Origin of the sequence: Serratia liquefaciens (assembly GCF_027594825.1) — a bacterium.
GTDB lineage: Bacteria > Pseudomonadota > Gammaproteobacteria > Enterobacterales > Enterobacteriaceae > Serratia > Serratia liquefaciens_A.
Window position 1 is genome coordinate 3,731,840 of sequence record NZ_CP088930.1, and the last position, 18,233, is coordinate 3,750,072.

The 18,233-nt window shown below is 55.5% G+C and carries 15 protein-coding genes; 9 read left to right on the top strand and 6 right to left on the bottom strand.

Annotated features, from left to right (window positions below; all coding sequences use genetic code 11):
- Positions 1-85 precede the first annotated feature (85 nt).
- On the top strand, positions 86-430 hold the full coding sequence (erpA, locus tag LQ945_RS17045) for an iron-sulfur cluster insertion protein ErpA (protein WP_004950184.1): 345 nt from the start codon (positions 86-88) through the stop codon (positions 428-430).
- Positions 431-490: 60 nt separating this feature from the next.
- On the opposite strand, the gene LQ945_RS17050 is transcribed toward erpA, so the two are convergent.
- The 4 genes from LQ945_RS17050 to mtnN form a co-directional block, all read right to left on the bottom strand.
- Positions 491-739: a hypothetical protein gene (locus LQ945_RS17050; protein ID WP_270101297.1), complete on the bottom strand. Its 249-nt coding sequence runs from the start codon at positions 737-739 to the stop codon at positions 491-493.
- Between the two features lie 229 nt (positions 740-968).
- The gene (locus LQ945_RS17055) at positions 969-1,583 is read right to left on the bottom strand and encodes a TRIC cation channel family protein (RefSeq protein WP_044554193.1); all 615 of its coding nucleotides are present in this window, start codon (positions 1,581-1,583) and stop codon (positions 969-971) included.
- Complete coding sequence (gene btuF / locus LQ945_RS17060) at positions 1,583-2,389, bottom strand: vitamin B12 ABC transporter substrate-binding protein BtuF (protein WP_270101298.1); 807 nt, start codon at positions 2,387-2,389, stop codon at positions 1,583-1,585. The genes LQ945_RS17055 and btuF overlap by 1 nt, the downstream gene beginning before the upstream one ends.
- A gap of 1 nt (position 2,390) precedes the next feature.
- On the bottom strand, positions 2,391-3,092 hold the full coding sequence (mtnN, locus tag LQ945_RS17065; protein ID WP_020825234.1) for a 5'-methylthioadenosine/S-adenosylhomocysteine nucleosidase: 702 nt from the start codon (positions 3,090-3,092) through the stop codon (positions 2,391-2,393).
- 129 nt (positions 3,093-3,221) lie between these two features.
- On the opposite strand from mtnN, the gene dgt reads away from it, so the two are divergent.
- The 3 genes from dgt (at position 3,222) to LQ945_RS17080 (ending at position 7,715) form a co-directional block, all read left to right on the top strand.
- A complete protein-coding gene (gene dgt, locus LQ945_RS17070) occupies positions 3,222-4,739 on the top strand; it encodes a dGTPase (protein WP_269935003.1) in 1,518 nt (505 codons plus the stop codon).
- Positions 4,740-4,929: 190 nt separating this feature from the next.
- Positions 4,930-6,369 (top strand): serine endoprotease DegP, encoded by a 1,440-nt coding sequence (degP, locus tag LQ945_RS17075; RefSeq protein WP_270101299.1) that lies wholly within the window; start codon positions 4,930-4,932, stop codon positions 6,367-6,369.
- A 188-nt stretch (positions 6,370-6,557) separates the two neighbouring features.
- Positions 6,558-7,715: a CdaR family transcriptional regulator gene (locus LQ945_RS17080; RefSeq protein ID WP_270101300.1), complete on the top strand. Its 1,158-nt coding sequence runs from the start codon at positions 6,558-6,560 to the stop codon at positions 7,713-7,715.
- A 5-nt stretch (positions 7,716-7,720) separates the two neighbouring features.
- On the opposite strand, the gene garD is transcribed toward LQ945_RS17080, so the two are convergent.
- Positions 7,721-9,286 carry a galactarate dehydratase gene (gene garD, locus LQ945_RS17085; RefSeq protein WP_270101301.1) on the bottom strand — a complete coding sequence of 522 codons (1,566 nt, stop codon included), beginning with the start codon at positions 9,284-9,286 and terminating at the stop codon, positions 7,721-7,723.
- A gap of 470 nt (positions 9,287-9,756) precedes the next feature.
- On the opposite strand from garD, the gene LQ945_RS17090 reads away from it, so the two are divergent.
- From LQ945_RS17090 to LQ945_RS17110, 5 genes are all read left to right on the top strand, one after another.
- Complete coding sequence (locus tag LQ945_RS17090) at positions 9,757-11,103, top strand: MFS transporter (RefSeq protein WP_270101302.1); 1,347 nt, start codon at positions 9,757-9,759, stop codon at positions 11,101-11,103.
- 41 nt (positions 11,104-11,144) lie between these two features.
- A complete protein-coding gene (gudD, locus tag LQ945_RS17095; protein WP_270101303.1) occupies positions 11,145-12,485 on the top strand; it encodes a glucarate dehydratase in 1,341 nt (446 codons plus the stop codon).
- Between the two features lie 41 nt (positions 12,486-12,526).
- Positions 12,527-13,297 carry a 2-dehydro-3-deoxyglucarate aldolase gene (garL, locus tag LQ945_RS17100; protein ID WP_270101304.1) on the top strand — a complete coding sequence of 257 codons (771 nt, stop codon included), beginning with the start codon at positions 12,527-12,529 and terminating at the stop codon, positions 13,295-13,297.
- Between the two features lie 31 nt (positions 13,298-13,328).
- The gene (gene garR, locus LQ945_RS17105; RefSeq protein ID WP_270101305.1) at positions 13,329-14,213 is read left to right on the top strand and encodes a 2-hydroxy-3-oxopropionate reductase; all 885 of its coding nucleotides are present in this window, start codon (positions 13,329-13,331) and stop codon (positions 14,211-14,213) included.
- A 75-nt stretch (positions 14,214-14,288) separates the two neighbouring features.
- Complete coding sequence (locus LQ945_RS17110) at positions 14,289-15,428, top strand: glycerate kinase (RefSeq protein WP_270101306.1); 1,140 nt, start codon at positions 14,289-14,291, stop codon at positions 15,426-15,428.
- Between the two features lie 36 nt (positions 15,429-15,464).
- Here LQ945_RS17110 and barA read toward each other — a convergent pair whose 3' ends face one another.
- Positions 15,465-18,206 (bottom strand): two-component sensor histidine kinase BarA, encoded by a 2,742-nt coding sequence (barA, locus tag LQ945_RS17115; RefSeq protein ID WP_270101307.1) that lies wholly within the window; start codon positions 18,204-18,206, stop codon positions 15,465-15,467.
- Positions 18,207-18,233 lie beyond the last annotated feature (27 nt).

The following is an 18,233-nucleotide window of genomic DNA, read 5'->3' on the forward strand; positions in this document are numbered from 1 at the left end:
AACACTCAGGTATTGGATAATCATTAACATTAATCCGGCCGCCATTGTAGCGACCTGATGCAGAACAATGTTGGGAGTAAAGAGTATGAGTGATGAAACAGCACTGCCCCTGCAATTTACCGAGGCAGCAGCAAGCAAGGTTAAAGTCCTGATTGCTGATGAAGAAAATCCGAATCTGAAGTTGCGGGTTTACATTACCGGTGGCGGTTGCAGCGGATTCCAATACGGCTTCACTTTTGACGACAAGGTCAACGATGGCGATATGACCATCGAGAAGCAGGGCGTTGCGCTGGTGGTTGACCCGATGAGCCTGCAGTATCTGGTGGGCGGCTCGGTCGATTATACCGAAGGGCTGGAAGGCTCGCGCTTCGTGGTGACTAACCCGAACGCCAAAACCACCTGCGGCTGTGGATCTTCCTTCAGCGTCTGATCCTGAATGCCGTGGTGCAGAGAACCCGCCAACCTCACCGGTTTGCGGGTTTTTTTATGGTTACCATTCTACGGTGACCAATTCGCGATACGCTTCGCTGCCGCCCTCGTTTTGTAACCTGCTACGGGTCACTTTGGGTTGGGTGTCGGTCGCATTGCCGCATTTCACCTGAGGGACCGTGTCACTGACATCTACGCTGCAGATGGGCATTAGGGTTAGGCTGACGCCAATTTTGCCGCTGGTGGTTCCGGCGTAAGCGAGAGAGCTGCAGAGCAGCATACTGAGCGAGAAGATAATATTTTTCATCATTAGGACAACAGCCATCCGTAAGCAATCACATAATGGCTTATCGGCAAAAAGTTAATAAAATTTAACAGGGTGGGAGAATGGTTAACTTGAACTTAAAAAGTTTATTACATTGTTTTCCCTGATTTTTTCAGGCGTTGATAATAACACTTGTTTATTAATTGGTCGAATATTCTGCTTTTGGGGGAAAAGGGGCGTGATAAGGCTCCGCCCGGATTCGGGCGGAGTGGGATTAGCGCTCGAGGATAAATGCGGGCAGTTTTAGGTGCCAACGAATGGCCGCCAGCCGGATCGCCAGGGTGATGACCATGCCGAGCATCATCGCCTGCTGCAGCGGCATACCGAAGGTTGCGTAGGCAGTAGCATGTACGATGCCGCCGATAATGCAGGCGGTGGCGTAAATTTCGGTTCTCAGGATCATGGGGATTTCACGCGCCAGTACATCGCGGATAATGCCGCCGCCGACGCCGGTGATCACTCCCATACAGATTGCCACTAACGGGCTGGCATCGGCCGCGAAGGCTTTATTTACCCCGATGCCGACGAACACCGCCAGCCCGACGGCATCCAGCACCGGCAAGATCCATTTAGGCAGGCGGCGCGGCTGTCGCACCAGCAGCAGCGTCAGCACGCAGGTGATCATCGCCACCACCAGGTCGGTCGGATCTTTCACCCAAAATACCGGCCCGTTGGCCAATGCCATGTCGCGAATGGTGCCGCCGCCCACCGCAGTCACCACGCCAAGCACCAGCACGCCAAAGGGATCCATCCGCAACTTGCCCGCCAGCAATACGCCGGAAATGGCGAAAACCGCCGTTCCCAGGATATCCAGCCAAAACACCAGCATTAACGGATCTCCGCCAGTTGGCTGCACAGCTGTTGCGCTGCCAGCATAATGCGGGGGCCGGCGCGGTTGAACCAGTCGCCATTGAGCGCAATCACGGGTACCTGCAGTTGCGGAGCCCAGAAGGCCTTCACGCTGGCGATCTCTTTTTGGCCGCCGGTAATAACGATGGCCTGGGGTTGACGCGCCAACACCTGCTCACGGCTGATTTGCGGCCACGGCATACGGCTGTCGGCAAAGATGTTTTCCGCACCGCACAGCGACAACACCTGGCTTTGCAAGGTGGCACCGGAAGTGGTGAACAGAGGTTGGGTGCCGAATTGCAGCAGGACTCGTCTTGGCTGAGTGTGAGGATATTTGGCTTTCAGGTCGGCAATTTGCTGACGAAGAGCCTCTGCGGCCTGATGCGCCTGTTCAGGGTGCGGGCTGTATTGGGCCAGTTGATCCAGTGAGCGGGGAATATCATCCAGGGTGGTGGCGTCGGCATAAAAAATCGGAATGCCGAAAGCGGCGAGCTGATCCAGCACCCGCTGTGGGTTGCCGCCGCGCCAGGCCAGGATCAGATCCGGCTTTAGCGCCAGCACCCGCTCCAGATTGATGCCTTGCCAGGAGGCCACCTGCTCGAGTTTCCTGGCGGCCGGGGGATAATCTGAATAGGCGCTTACCGCCAGCAGGGTTTCGCCCATGCCGGCGGCATAGGCAAGTTCGGTGGTATTGGGTGCCAGGCTGATCACGCGCTGGGCAGCGCCGACAGGCAGCGCCACCCACAATGCCAGCAGCCACAACAGGGCTGAAAAGCGTCGCGTCACATTAACCGCGCTTAGCCAGAGTCTGCAGCATGGCGTTAACCATCAGCGTGGATTGCTGAGCGGCCACCACCAGGAACTCGTCGAAGCTCATGTGCGATTCACTGTCGGCAACGTCAGAGATTGCGCGCACTACGACAAACGGGGTGCCGAACAGGTGGCAAACGTGGCCCACGGCCGCCGCTTCCATTTCTACTGCCGCCACGCTCGGGAAAGTAGCGCGAATACGGGCCAAAGGCTCTGCGCCGTTAATAAAGGCGTCGCCGCTGCAAATCAGGCCTCGTACGGCGTTCAGATCCAGTTGCTTGATGCAGCTTTCCGCCAGGGCAATCAGCGCGTCGTCCGCGACAAACGCCGCCGGGCAGCCGGCCATTTGGCCTGGTTCGTAACCGAAAGCGGTCACGTCGGCATCGTGATAACGCACTTCTTCGGACACCACGATATCGCCGACCTTCAGCGTGCTGGCCAGGCCACCGGCGGAACCGGTGTTGATCACCACGTCCGGCTTGCAGTGTTCCAGCAGCAAGGTGGTCCCCATGGCCGCAGAAACCTTGCCGATGCCGGATTTAAGCAACGCCACGTCAACGCCGCCGATCTGGCCGGTATAGATTTCACAGCCCGCGCGTTGAATGGTCTGACGGTTTTCGATTTGATCGCGCAGCAGGGTGACTTCCTGCTCCATTGCGCCGATGATGCCTACTTTCATAAATAACACTCGCTGATTGGGTGTGGGAATTGCGGCATAGTCTATCATGGCTCTCATAGAGAGATAATGCGTTGCATATGCCGTCGGGAATTGTTATCACGGGGGCTGGGCGCAACGGCGGAGAAACAGATGTCCGGGATCGACTTTAAGCAGAAAATCAGCTTCCAACGGCCCTTCAGCAAGCCGATTGAAGCCGAAGAAGAATACGACATAGTGCGGCAGTTCGAGAGCGATCGCGGGCGTATTGTCAATTCCGCCGCCATTCGCCGTCTGCAGCAAAAAACCCAGGTGTTCCCGCTCGAACGCAATGCCGCGGTGCGCAGCCGCCTGACGCACTCCATGGAAGTGCAACAGGTAGGGCGGCATATCGCCAAAGAGATCCTTAATCGTTTCAAACAGGAAGGGCGGATCGACGAGCTCGGCCTGACCAAACTGCTCGATCCTTTTGAAAGCATTGTCGAAATGGCCTGTCTGATGCACGACATCGGCAACCCGCCTTTCGGCCATTTTGGCGAGTCGGCGATTAACGACTGGTTTTCGCAGCGGCTCGATCCCGCCAGCTGTGGCAGTGAGCCCGCCAGTCACGATCGCTGTCAGGTCAGCGTATTGCGTTTGCACGAGGGCGAGAGCGATCTTAACCGCCTGCGCAGCCGCATTCGTCACGATCTCAGCCACTTCGAAGGTAATGCCCAGGCAATCCGGCTGGTTTATACCCTGCTGAAGCTTAACCTGACCTATGCACAGGTGGGCTGTATCCTGAAATATACCCGCCCGGCCTACTGGGCCAGCGATATTCCAGCCAGCCACAACTACCTGATGAAAAAGCCGGGCTTTTATCTGGCGGAAGAGGCTTTTGTCGATCGGTTGCGGCGTGAGTTGAATATGGGCGAGTTCGACCGTTTCCCATTGACCTATATTATGGAAGCTGCTGACGATATTTCGTACTGCGTGGCGGATTTGGAAGACGCGGTGGAAAAAAACATTTTCACCGTCGAACAGCTTTACCAGCATTTAACTCAGGAATGGGGCGAGGTCACGCCGGGAGATTTGTTTGATAAAACCGTGGCCAGCGCTTTTCGCAAAATCGATCGCGGCGGTGCGCGGCGCAGTTCTGAAGATCAATTCTTCATGTATTTGCGAGTTTTCACCGTGGCACGTTTGGTCCCGCATGCGGCGCAGCGGTTTATTGATAATCTGGATGCGGTTTTCCAGGGAAACTTTAATCAGGCGCTGCTGGAGGATTCCAGCCCGGCTTACCAACTGTTGAAAATATTCAAGAATGTTGCCTTCAAACACGTCTTCAACCATCCGGAAGTCGAACAGCTTGAGCTGCAGGGCTACCGGGTGATCAGCGGCCTGCTGGATATCTACAGCCCGTTGCTGGCAATGTCCTTGGCGGATTTTACCCGGCTGGTGCAGGAAGACAGCCATCGTGCTTATCCGATAGAAACACGCCTGTTTCACAAGCTCTCGACCAAACATCGCCTGGCGTATATCGAAGCGATTGAAGGTTTGCAGCACCTGTCGCCCGAGCAACTGGCTATCCGGGAGTATTATTTCCGCGCGCGTTTGCTGCAGGATTATATCAGCGGCATGACCGATCTTTATGCCTATGACGAATACCGCAGATTAATGGCTGCGGAATAATTCATTCGGCTAATTAATATTATTTTAAGCCGTTTTCCTGGCGCCGCGAGCTTATTTGGAGTTTTGTAAAGACGGACAATATTTGTTTACTATTACCAATAATCTGCGCCGGAACTTCGGGTTATTAATAGGCTCTCACTATGCACAAAGACCCTAATACTTTCTGAACGACTTTAGAAGAGACACACAGATGAAAAAAATCGCATTAGTTCTGAGCGCATTGGCATTCAGTATTGGTATGGCGATGGGCCCGATGACGGCCGTCGCCGCAGAAACCGCGTCTTCCAGCACGCAGCAATTGCCGAGCCTGGCACCGATGCTGGAAAAAGTGATGCCTTCCGTGGTCAGCATCAATGTTGAAGGCAGCACCACGGTCAATACGCCGAAGATGCCACAGCAGTTCCAACAGTTCTTCGGTGAAGATTCACCGTTCTGCCAGGACGGTTCGCCGTTCCAGGGTTCGCCGATGTGTCAGGGGGGGGCCGGTGCTGAACCGGGGGCTCCTGATCAGGGCACGCAGCAAAAATTCCAGGCGCTGGGCGCCGGCGTGGTGATTGACGCGGCCAAAGGCTACGTGGTGACCAACAACCACGTGGTGGACAATGCCAACAAAATTCAGGTCCAACTGAGCGACGGTCGCAAATTTGACGCCAAGGTGATCGGCAAGGATCCGCGTTCTGATATTGCGCTGATCCAGCTGAAAGACTTCAAGAACCTGACGGCGATCAAGATGGCGGACTCCGAACAACTGCGGGTCGGTGATTACACAGTGGCCATCGGTAACCCGTATGGGCTGGGCGAAACCGCCACTTCCGGGATCGTTTCTGCGTTGGGTCGCAGTGGATTGAACATCGAGAACTACGAGAACTTCATCCAGACCGATGCGGCAATTAACCGCGGCAACTCCGGCGGCGCTTTGGTTAACCTCAACGGCGAACTGATCGGCATCAACACCGCGATCCTGGCGCCGGACGGCGGCAACATTGGTATCGGTTTCGCTATCCCGAGCAACATGGTGAAAAACCTGACCGCGCAAATGGTCGAGTACGGCCAGGTCAAACGCGGTGAATTGGGCATTATGGGCACCGAATTGAACTCTGAACTGGCGAAAGCGATGAAAGTGGACGCGCAGCGCGGGGCGTTCGTCAGCCAGGTGATGCCGAAATCTTCTGCCGCCAAGGCGGGCATCAAGGCCGGTGATGTGATTGTCACCATGAACGGTAAAGCCATTTCCAGCTTTGCGTCGTTCCGCGCGGAAATTGGCACTCTGCCGGTGGGCAGCAAAATGTCGTTAGGCATTCTGCGCGACGGCAAGCCTGTTACCGTTGACGTCACGCTGGAGCAAAGCACTCAAACGCAGGTTGAATCCGGCAATATTTACACCGGCATCGAAGGTGCCGAACTGAGCAATGGCCAGGTCGGCAACCAGAAAGGCGTGAAGGTAGATAGCGTTAAAGCCGGCAGCGCTGCCGCACGTATTGGGTTGAAAAAAGGTGACGTGATCCTGGGCGTTAACCAACAGCCGATCCAGAACCTGGGTGAATTGCGCAAGATCCTCGACAGCAAACCTTCGGTACTGGCGCTGAATATCCTGCGCGGCGACACCAGCTTGTACCTGCTGATGCAGTAATCATTGCCAACCGGTTTCCACTTACAAGGCACGCTACGGCGTGCCTTTTTCATGGCATCAACTTGAAACTGTGAGCCTTGCCACAACTTCAGTGGCCGCCGTTGAGCTTTGGGCAACTGCACAATGTGCCTGACGATCGCCGTCGCTATGCTGGGCCTTTGGCACCCTTCGGGGCAGGAGAATATGGCATGTCGCAATACCATCTCGATGGCAAGCTGGCGCAAGAAATCGTTGCGCGCACCATGCAAATCATTGGCAGTAATGTCAATGTGATGGATGCGCGCGGCAAGATTATCGGCAGTGGCGATCGCGAACGGATGGGAGAACTGCATGAGGGGGCACTACTGGTATTGTCTCAGGCGCGGGTAGTAGATATTGACGAAGGGGTTGCACGACACCTGCACGGAGTTCGCCCTGGCGTTAATCTGCCGTTGCGCATTGATGGACGCATTGTGGGCGTTATTGGTTTGACCGGTAACCCGAGCCAATTGCGTCAGTATGGTGAACTGGTCTGTATGACGGCTGAAATGATGCTGGAACAGGCGCGGTTGCTACACATGCTGGCCCAGGACAGCAGATTGCGAGAGGAACTGGTGTTGAACCTGATCCGCACCGATGAGCTTTCCCCGGCGCTGATGGAGTGGGCACAAAGGTTGGGGATTGATCCTAATCAGCCGCGGGTGGCCGCAGTGGTGGAAGTGGACAGCGGCCAGCTTGGTGTCGACAGTGCGATGGCTGAGTTGCAGCAATTGCAAACGCTGCTGACCATGCCGGAACGCAACAATTTGATTGCCATAGTTTCACTGAGTGAGATGGTGGTGCTAAAACCGGCGCTCAATAACCACGGGCGATGGGATGCTGAAGATCATCGGCGGCGGGTCGATAGCCTGTTATCGAGAATGAATGACAGCAGCAGGCTTCGTGTACGTATTGCGCTTGGCAACTACTTTACCGGCCCGGGCAGCATTGCCAGATCTTATCGTACTGCGCGCACTACCCTGATGGTCGGCAAACAACGCATGGCAGAACAACGTACCTATTATTATCAGGATCTGATGTTGCCAGTCCTGCTGGATAGCCTGCGTGGCGGTTGGCAAGCCGATGAACTGACGCGCCCGCTGGCGCGGCTCAAATCTATGGATGGCAATGGTTTACTGCTGCGTACATTGGCGGCCTGGTTTCTGCATAACGTGCAGCCAACGGCGACCGCCAAAGCCTTGTATATTCACCGTAATACCCTGGAATACCGCCTCAACCGAATTGCGGAGTTGACCGGGCTTAATTTGGGCAGCTTTGACGATCGCCTGCTGTTGTATATCAGCCTGCAGTTAGATGCTGATGCCTGAACGGCTCAGGTCACCGGAGCCGGGTTAAATACCGCCAGCGCGTTGTGTAGCCCCCAGCGATCTGCCCAGGTTTTTTTGCGCCCGCTAGCGATGTCCAGAATCAGCTCAAACAGCTGCCAACCCACCTGCTCGATGGTGGCTTCGCCGCTGGCAATGGTGCCGGCGTCAATATCTATCAGATCGTACCATCTCTTAGCCAGGGCACTGTGAGTCGCCATTTTAATTACTGGCACTGCAGCCAGGCCATAAGGCGTTCCGCGACCGGTGGTGAAGACCTGCAATGTCATACCTGAAGCCAGTTGCTGAGTGCCGCAGATGAAGTCGCTGGCGGGCGTTGCGGCGAAAATCAGTCCGCGTTTGCTGGGGCGCTGGCCGGGAGAAAGCACCTCTACGATGGCGCTGGTACCGGATTTGGCGATGGAACCTAAAGCCTTTTCTACCACGTTGGCCAGCCCCCCTTTTTTATTGCCCGGTGAAGGATTGGCGCTGCGATCGCTTTGACCGGCCTCGAGATAAGTATCGTACCAGGCCATCTCCTCCAGTAAGCGCTTGCCAACTTGTTCATCCGACACCCTTGGCGTCAGCAAATGCACGGCGTCGCGTACTTCGGTAACTTCCGAGAACATGACTGTTGCGCCACAACGCACTAATAAATCAGAGGTAAAACCCACAGCAGGATTGGCGGTTACACCGGAAAATGCGTCGCTACCGCCGCACTGCATGCCTACCACCAGCTCTGCGGCGGGGCAGCGTTGGCGACGACGAGTGTTCAAACGTTGCAGATGACGTTCGGCAATCGTCAAAATGCCATCGACCATCGATTGGAAACCAAGATATTTCTCATCCTGCAAACGGACAATATGATTCTCGTCGACTGAAATGACCTGCACGTCAGGCGGGCCCAGCAGCAGGCGTTCCGGCTGCAGTTTTTCACAGCCGAGGCCAATCACCATCACTTCACCGCCGAAATTGGGGTTAATGGCCAGGTTGTGAATGGTGCGAATAGGCACTACTGCTGCCGGAGCGTTGATCGCGACGCCGCAACCGTAGAGATGGTTGAGGCCGACTACGCCATCGACGTTGGGGTAGCGTGGCAGCAACTCGCGTTCGATAATCTTTACCACGTAATCCACGACACCGGCGACGCAGTGCACGCTGGTGGTGATGCCGAGCAGATTTCGGGTACCAACGCTGCCATCAGGATTACGGTAACCGTCGAAATAGTAACCTTCAAGCACTGGCTGTGGTGTCGGCACCTTATTAGCCAGAGGCAGGTGGCTCAGCTTTGGGGCTTCGGGCAACGATACCCGTGATTCGTCAATCCATCCGCCGCGTGAAATAGCGCGCAACGCATGGCCGATGATCTCGCCATAGCGGACAATACTTTCACCCGCAGCTATATCGTACAGCGCCACTTTATGCCCTTGGGGTACGTGTTCCAGCAGCTGCAATCCACAGGAAAATAACGTGCCTTTTGGCAAGCCGTGATTATTGACGACGATGGCGACATTATCGCTGTTATTGACTTTTATATAAAGCGGCGTCTCATTGGTGTTATTGATTTCGGACATGCTTGTCACCCCAAAGTTTTTATTTAGGCGGTGCTGAAAATAGTAACCGGCACGATTGCTCGTTAATCAGTATAGGCATGTCGATATTGCCGGGCATTATGCAAATGACCTGGATTAACTACGGTTGAGCACGGATTATTTGGCATCGGAACAGCAGGTTGTGAAGCAAGTCACGTTAACGGGCGCTGGTGCGGCTTTTCGTGAGCCAATCGCCATTCCCCTGGGCAAATGCCATAAATTATCTGAAATATTACCGTTATCCTTAGAGTATTGCCTGATGAGGTGGACAACCTGGGCGCATATAATTTTCAGCGTAGTGAAATTCATTGGATAAAAATATTGCCGCTGACGTATTAACCGCACTGCTCAATGCTGGTCGCAATTTAATTCAATCGGTTTCATTCTGAGATGGTAAATATATCCGCGGTTCAGGGTGAATATAGCAATCCGCTATCATTCAGGAGAACATAATGTCGACAATCAGCTCTGCTACGAGTTCGATAAAGAGAACCAACACGCGTTATTGGATTGTGGTGATGTTATTTATCGTTACCTCGTTCAACTATGGCGATCGTGCCACCTTATCGATTGCAGGATCGGCGATGGCCAAGGATATCGGCCTGGATGCGGTCGGCATGGGGTATATCTTCTCTGCCTTCTCATGGGCCTATGTCATCGGGCAGATCCCCGGCGGCTGGCTGCTTGATCGCTTTGGCTCCAAGCGCGTTTATTTCTGGAGCATCTTCATCTGGTCGCTGTTTACTTTACTGCAAGGGTTCGTGGATATTTTCAGCGGCTTTGGCATCGTGGTATCGCTGTTTGCCCTGCGTTTTCTGGTTGGTCTTGCCGAAGCACCATCCTTCCCCGGTAACAGCCGTATTGTTGCTGCCTGGTTCCCAGCGCATGAACGCGGCACTGCCGTATCAATTTTCAACTCTGCCCAGTATTTCGCCACGGTTATTTTCGCGCCGATCATGGGCTGGTTGACGCAGACGGTTGGCTGGTCACACGTCTTCTTCTTTATGGGGGGGCTGGGGATTGTACTCAGTTTCATCTGGCTGAAGGTGTTACACAATCCTAAGGATCATCCCGGCATCAATCAGGCTGAGCTGGACTATATCGAAGCCGGCGGTGCCTTGACCAATATGGATCAAAAGCAGGAGCAACAGGTCAAAGTCAAAGGTGAAAAGTGGCATCAGATTAAACAGTTGCTGCAGTCACGCATGATGGTAGGGGTATATATTGGCCAATATTGCATCAATGCGCTGACCTATTTCTTCATCACCTGGTTCCCGGTTTATCTGGTGCAGGCTCGCGGCATGTCGATCCTCAAGGCGGGTATGGTGGCCTCGGTGCCGGCCCTTTGCGGCTTTGCCGGTGGCGTGCTGGGCGGCGTAATTTCCGATTACCTGATGCGTCGAACCCAATCGCTCACTTTTGCCCGTAAAACGCCGATTGTTCTCGGCATGTTGTTATCGATGTCGATGGTGTTCTGCAATTACGTCAGCACGGAATGGATGGTAGTCGCGATTATGGCGCTGGCGTTCTTCGGTAAAGGCGTCGGGGCGCTTGGATGGGCGGTGATGGCAGATACTGCGCCGAAAGAAATCAGCGGTCTGAGCGGCGGGTTGTTCAATATGTTCGGCAACGTTTCCGGCATCGTCACGCCTATCGCCATCGGTTACATCATCGGTACCACGGGTTCATTTAACGGCGCGCTAGTCTACGTAGGCATTCATGCTCTGCTGGCGGTAGTGAGCTACTTATTCATCGTCGGCGAAATCGAACGTATCGAGCTGAAACCGATACAGCGCTAATGCCCGGCCTTTGGCCGTTGATTTTCAGAAAGGAGAGCACCATGACCTCATTCAGTACCGCAGCCAAAATTACCGCCATGCAAGTGGTCCCGGTCGCCGGCCACGACAGCATGTTGCTTAATCTAAGCGGAGCGCATGCACCATTTTTTACTCGCATCATTGTGATCTTGAAAGACAACGCTGGCCATACCGGCGTGGGGGAGGTGCCGGGCGGCGAGAAAATCCGCCGCACGCTGGAGGAAGCCTTGCCGCTGGTGATAGGTAAAACGTTGGGTGAATACAAAAACGTGATGGCAGAGGTACGCAGCCGATTTGCCGAACGGGATGCCGGGGGGCGTGGCCTACAAACTTTCGATCTACGCACTACCATCCATGTCGTCACCGGTATAGAGACGGCGATGCTTGATTTGCTTGGTCAATTTCTTGAGGTGCCGGTGGCGGCATTATTGGGTGACGGCCAGCAGCGTGACTCAGTAGAGATGCTTGGCTACCTGTTTTATGTCGGCGATCGTGGCAAAACACCGCTGCCTTATCAGTGCCAGTCGGATGAGCGTAGTGACTGGTACCGACTGCGACATGAGGAGGCGTTGACCTCGGCTGCGGTCGTTCGGTTGGCGGAAGCAGCATATGAGAAATATGGCTTTAACGATTTCAAGCTCAAGGGCGGGGTACTGTCCGGCGGCGAGGAGGCTGAGGCTGTCACTGCACTGGCGGAACGCTTCCCGCAGGCGCGTATTACGCTGGATCCTAATGGTGCCTGGTCGTTGAATGAGGCGATCTCCCTTGGCAAACAGCTGCGCAACGTACTGGCCTATGCGGAAGATCCTTGCGGCGCGGAACAGGGGTTTTCGGGGCGTGAAATTATGGCGGAGTTCCGCCGTGCCACCGGTTTGCCGACCGCCACTAATATGATCGCCACTGACTGGCGGCAGATGGGCCATACGCTGCAGTTACAGTCAGTGGACATTCCGCTGGCGGATCCCCACTTCTGGACTTTGCAGGGTTCGGTGCGGGTAGCGCAGATGTGTCATGAGTTCGGTTTGACCTGGGGCTCGCACTCCAACAACCACTTCGATATTTCCCTGGCAATGTTTACTCATGTTGCTGCCGCTGCACCGGGACGGATCACCGCTATCGATACCCATTGGATTTGGCAAGAGGGTAACCAGCGCCTGACGCGTGAACCGCTACAAATTATTGGCGGAAGGGTTGATGTACCGAAAAAACCGGGGCTGGGTGTTGAGCTGGATCCTGATCGGCTGATGAAAGCTCATGAGCTGTATAAAACCCAGGGGTTGGGTGCTCGCGATGATGCCCAGGGCATGCAGTATTTGGTGCCGAATTGGACCTTTGATCCCAAACGTCCCTGCCTGGTGCGTTAGCGCCGTCGCCGTTTTTTCATTATGAACCACAAGGAAACGCCATGAAGAGTCGCCTTCTTCCTAACCGTTTTCGCCGCTCGCTGCTGCAAGGGGAAACCCTGATTGGCTGCTGGTCGGCGTTGGGCAGTCCGATCTCTACTGAAGTGCTGGGGTTGGCCGGTTTCGACTGGCTGGTGTTGGACGGTGAGCATGCGCCGAACGACATCACAACCTTTGTGCCGCAGTTGATGGCGCTGAAAGACAGCGAGAGTGCCGCTGTGGTGCGCCCGCCCTGTAATGAACCCGTGATCATCAAACGCTTACTGGATATCGGTTTCGATAATTTCCTGATCCCGTTAGTTGAGAATGCTGCGCAGGCACGATTGGCCGTGGCGGCAACTCGCTATCCACCCGCGGGCATTCGCGGGGTATCGGTTTCCCACCGCAGTAACGGCTACGGTACGGTGCCGGACTACTTCGCCACCATTAACGACAACATCAGCGTGATGGTGCAAATCGAGAGCCAGGCGGGAGTGGACAGTCTGGATGAGATTGCCGCGGTGGAGGGGGTCGACGGTATTTTTGTCGGTCCGGGTGACCTGTCAGCTGCGCTGGGTTATCTCGGTCAGCCTAATCATCCTCAGGTTCAGGCGGCCATTCGCCACATCTTTGAACGCGCCAAACTGCATGGCAAACCCAGCGGCATTCTGGCGCCGGCCGAGGCCGATGCGCGCCGCTATCTGGATTGGGGCGCCAGCTTTGTTGCGGTCGGCAGCGATATCGGCGTATTTCGCAACGCCACTCAGGCGTTGTGTGGTCGATTTAAAAAATAACCTATTGCAGACAGGAAAGAAGGGTAACCATATGAAAATTGGATTTATTGGCCTGGGCATCATGGGCAAACCGATGAGTAAAAACCTGCTGAAGGCCGGTTATTCGCTGGTGGTGCTCAATCACCACGCACCAACCACAGCTGAACTGACCGCTTTAGGGGCTAGGGCGGCAGAAACCCCGAAAGAGGTGGCGGCACTGAGTGACATTCTGATCACTATGCTGCCCAACTCGCCGCAGGTACGGGAGGTGGCGTTGGGAAAAGATGGCATTATTGAAGGCGGTAAACCCGGTTCCGTATTGATAGACATGAGTTCGATTGCTCCGCTTGCCAGCCGTGAAATCAGCGTTGCGCTGGCTGAAAAACAGATTGCCATGCTGGATGCGCCCGTCAGCGGCGGAGAACCCAAGGCGATAGATGCCACACTGTCGGTGATGGTGGGGGGCGATAAGGCGGTGTTCGACCGTTGTTTTGAGGTGATGAAAGCGATGGCTGGTTCAGTAGTGCATACCGGGGAGATCGGTGCGGGCAATGTCACCAAGCTGGCAAATCAGGTGATCGTGGCACTGAATATCGCAGCAATGTCTGAGGCGTTGGTGCTGGCGACCAAGGCAGGGGTGGATCCACAGCGGGTGTATCAGGCCATTCGCGGGGGACTGGCGGGCAGCACCGTGCTGGATGCCAAAGCACCGATGGTGATGGATCGCAATTTCAAACCGGGTTTTCGCATCGAGCTGCATATTAAGGATCTGGCTAATGCTCTGGATACCTCTCAGCAGATAGGCGCACCGTTGCCGCTTACGGGGGCGGTCATGGAAATGATGCAGGCGCTGCGGGCTGACGGACTGGGTGGAGCCGATCACAGCGTACTGGCCTGTTATTACGAGCAGTTGGCGCAGATTGAAGTGACCCGCTAGAAGCGGCGAGCCGGGCAGTGCTGGTCGGCTCGTTTTATCAATGAAGGACCTGTGCAGTTGAGGAAGCGGGCAGTTATGAAAATAGTGATCGCGCCGGACTCATACAAAGAAAGTTTGTCGGCATTGGAGGTTGCGACCCTAATTGAGGCGGGGTTTCGTGAAATTTTCCCCGATGCCGACTATATCAAATTACCGCTCGCCGATGGCGGAGAGGGTACGGTGGAAGCGATGGTGACTGCCACCCGCGGGCGAAAAGTGGATGTGGAGGTGACCGGCCCGCTAGGCAACAGAGTTCAGGCTTTTTTTGGTTTGTCCGGCGACGAGCAGAGTGCTTTTATCGAAATGGCTGCTGCAAGTGGCCTCGAACGGGTGCCGTGGCGGGAACGTAATCCACTGAATACTACGTCTTATGGTACCGGAGAGTTAATACGTTCAGCGCTGGATCTTGGGGTAAAACACTGCATTATTGGCATTGGTGGCAGCGCCACCAATGACGGTGGCGCCGGCATGGTACAAGCGTTGGGGGCGAAGCTGCTGGATAAGCAGGGGAACGCCGTTGGCTTTGGCGGTGGGCAACTGGGACAGTTGGCGACCATTGATCTCAGTGAGCTGGATGCGCGTATTGCACGGTGTCGCTTTGAGGTAGCCTGCGATGTGACCAATCCATTGACCGGCCGGCAGGGCGCTTCGGCGATTTTCGGCCCACAGAAAGGGGCAACGCCACAAATGGTAGGGCTGCTTGACGACTGCCTCAAGCATTATGCGCAGGTGATTACCCGGGATATGCATATTGATGTAGACAAGGTGCCTGGGGCTGGTGCTGCCGGTGGCATGGGGGCGGCGTTGCTGGCATTTTGTCATGCAGAACTGCGGCCCGGAATTGAGATTGTCACCGAAGCATTGGGGTTGGATGCGCTAGTACGCGATGCGACACTAGTGATCACCGGTGAGGGGCGTATTGACAGTCAGAGTATCAACGGCAAGGTGCCGATTGGCGTAGCTCGTATCGCCAAACGTTATAACAAACCGGTTATCGGCATTGCCGGTAGTTTGACGGCTGACGTGGGCATAGTCCATCAACATGGTCTGGACGCTGTTTTCAGCGTGCTTTATAGCATAAGTACATTGGAAGAGGCGCTGAAAAACGCGGCGGACAATGTGCGTATGACCGCGCGTAACATCGCGGCAACCATCAAGCTGGCACAGCAGACTTAATCATACCGCCCTTGACGAGAAGGGCGGTTTTTTGGGTTAAGACTGGCGACCGTTTGCCAGGTGAGAGTGTGCCGCCTGACTGACCAACTCAATCTCATCCAGCAGCTCCAGCCATTCCGGCTCCAAATCGTCGCTGCTCACTCCCCGACGCAACTGCTGTTCAAGGTAGAAACACAACTGTTTCAGACGCGGTACGCCGCTGTAGCTGCAACTGCCGTGCAGTTTGTGGATCAAATCCAGAATGTCAGCGTCCGGCGTGCCGTCGAGCATCGCTTGCACGCGTTCGCTAACCTGTGGCAGAAAGTCGAGCAGCATCTGCAACAGGTCACGGGCCAGATCGGGCTTGTTGGCCGCCTGACGCAGTGCCAGGGCCCAGTCGAGCGACAGCAGCGGTTCATTAACGTTAACCGGGGTTACCGGGTCGGGTTCACCGCTGTGATAGCGCGCCAACACGCGAGTCAGCATGGCTTCGTCAATCGGTTTGGCCAGATAGTCATCCATGCCTGCCTGCAGCAAATGTTCGCGCTCGCCACTGACCGCATGGGCGGTGACGGCGACGATCGGCGTTGAATTATGGTGCGGCAGTTGGCGGATCAGCTCGCTGGTTCGAATTCCGTCAATATTCGGCATCTGGATATCCATCAGGATCAGGTCCAGCACGTTATCGCGGGCCAGTAGCAGCGCTTCTTCCCCGCTTTCACACAGCAGGGTCTTTTCCACCTGTTCGGCCAGCAGGGTGCCGATCAGCTTCAGGTTAGCCGGGTTATCGTCAACCGCCATCACCGTCAGCGGCAGGCGTTTACGTTCCGGCAGCGCGGTGATACGCGGCGGCGTTTCCATACGCAGCAGCGGGAACAGGCGATTGCTGGTGATCGGCTTGATCAGGCAGCCGGCGGCGCCCTGTTGTTTAAGCATTTCGGCGTTGATCTGCGACTGGCAAGGCAGCGCCAGAATCACCCGGTCAGCGACCTTCAATGCCGCCAGCAGCTTGCTTTCGTGCTGAGCCATATTGTCGCGGAAGGGGATAGGCACGCCGACCAGCAGGAAGTCGTAATGTTTCTTCGGCAGTTGGGCCAGCGTAGGTGAATGGGTAATCACCAGTTGGGTGACGTTCAGCATATTGAGCGTCGCCTGCGCTGCCATCGGGTTGGCTTCGATATACCCCAACGTCTTGCCTTGCAGATCCGGGAGGCTTGGCGGCAGCGACAGCATGCCTTCGTGCAGATCGAGCGTGATGTGGAACCAGAAGGTCGAGCCGCGGTTCAACTGGCTGTGGAAGCAGATATCGCCGCCCATTTCTTTCACCAGTTTCTGGGTGATCACCAGCCCCAGGCCGGTACCACCGTGGCGGCGCGAAATGCTGGCGTCCGCCTGACGGAACGCCTGGAACAGCTGTGACTGCTGTCGTTCGGAGATGCCTATGCCGGTGTCATGGATTTGCACTTCCAGCTCAATTTGGCGGTCCTGCAGGCCACGCAGTTCGACACGGATATCGATGTTGCCGGTCTCGGTGAACTTGATCGCGTTACCCAACAGATTGGTAATGATCTGCTGTAGCCGCAGCGAATCGCCGATCACCTGCTCCGGCACGTCGTTGTGCACGTCCAGCGTCAGCTCCAGTCCTTTTTCGTGGGCGCTCGGTGCCAACAGCACAATGACCTCGTCGAGCGTCTCACGCAGCGAGAACGGAATATGCTCCAGCACCAGCTTGCCGGCCTCCAGTTTGGAGAAGTCCAGCACGTCGTTGATGATGGTCAGCAAGTTGTTGGCCGAGCGCTCGATGGTTTGCAGGTAGTCGGTTTGGGTGACGCTCATTTCGGTTTTCAGCATCTGGCGGGTAAAGCCAATCACGCCGTTGAGCGGAGTACGCAGTTCGTGCGACATGTTCGCCAGGAATTCGGACTTGATGCGAGCCGCTTCCTGGGCGCGTTTTTTCGCCAGATCCAGCTCCACGTTCTGGATCTCCATTTGCTCCAGTGTTTCACGCAGATCGGAGGTCGCCTGATCGATGTTCTGCTGCATCTCTTCGTGGTAGGCAGTAAGCGACATCGCCATCGAGTTGATGCCGTTCTTCAGCATATGCAGTTCGCCCAGCATAAAGCCTTCGACGCGGCTGTCGAGCTGGCCGCGACGGATGCGATCGACGGTATTGACCATATTGCGGATCGGGCCGGTGACGTCGCGCATCAGGCGGTAAGCGAACAGGATCGCGATGCACATGCACAACAGCAACAGCAGGGTGGAGACGAAGACCTCTTTGTATTGCTGCAGACGAACCGACTGCAGATCCAGCTCGATCGCCACGTAGCCCAGGCGGTTGTCCTGTTGGGGATCGCTGCTGGCAGCCTGGTCGGGGTACTGGCTCTCCGCCAGGATCGGGGTACGCAGGATCAGGGAGTCGCCGCGCCGGGTCAGCATCAGATCCGTAGGGATTGGAACCCCTTTCGGCAGTTGCAACTGGGTAAAATTGTGATGGTAATTGGAGGTGACAAACAGATTATTCTGCGCATCGAATACCGTAATTGAGCGCACAATATCTGAATGACGGCGGTGCAACAGACTGACCAACTGCCTGACCGACTCGCGGCTGCGGAATGTCATGCCGTACTCGCTGGCCACTGCCAGCGGTTCGATAATGCTGGCGCCGGCGTCAACCAGTTGTTCTTGCAATTCATTGTAGCGATGCACTACGAAGAAAGTGCTGAGCAACAGACCAATCAACAGCGTTGGGGCCAGAATCAGGATCATCATGCGCGCCCGCAGGCTGTATTTGGTCATGGGTTTCCAATGTGGGAGAATTGCCGG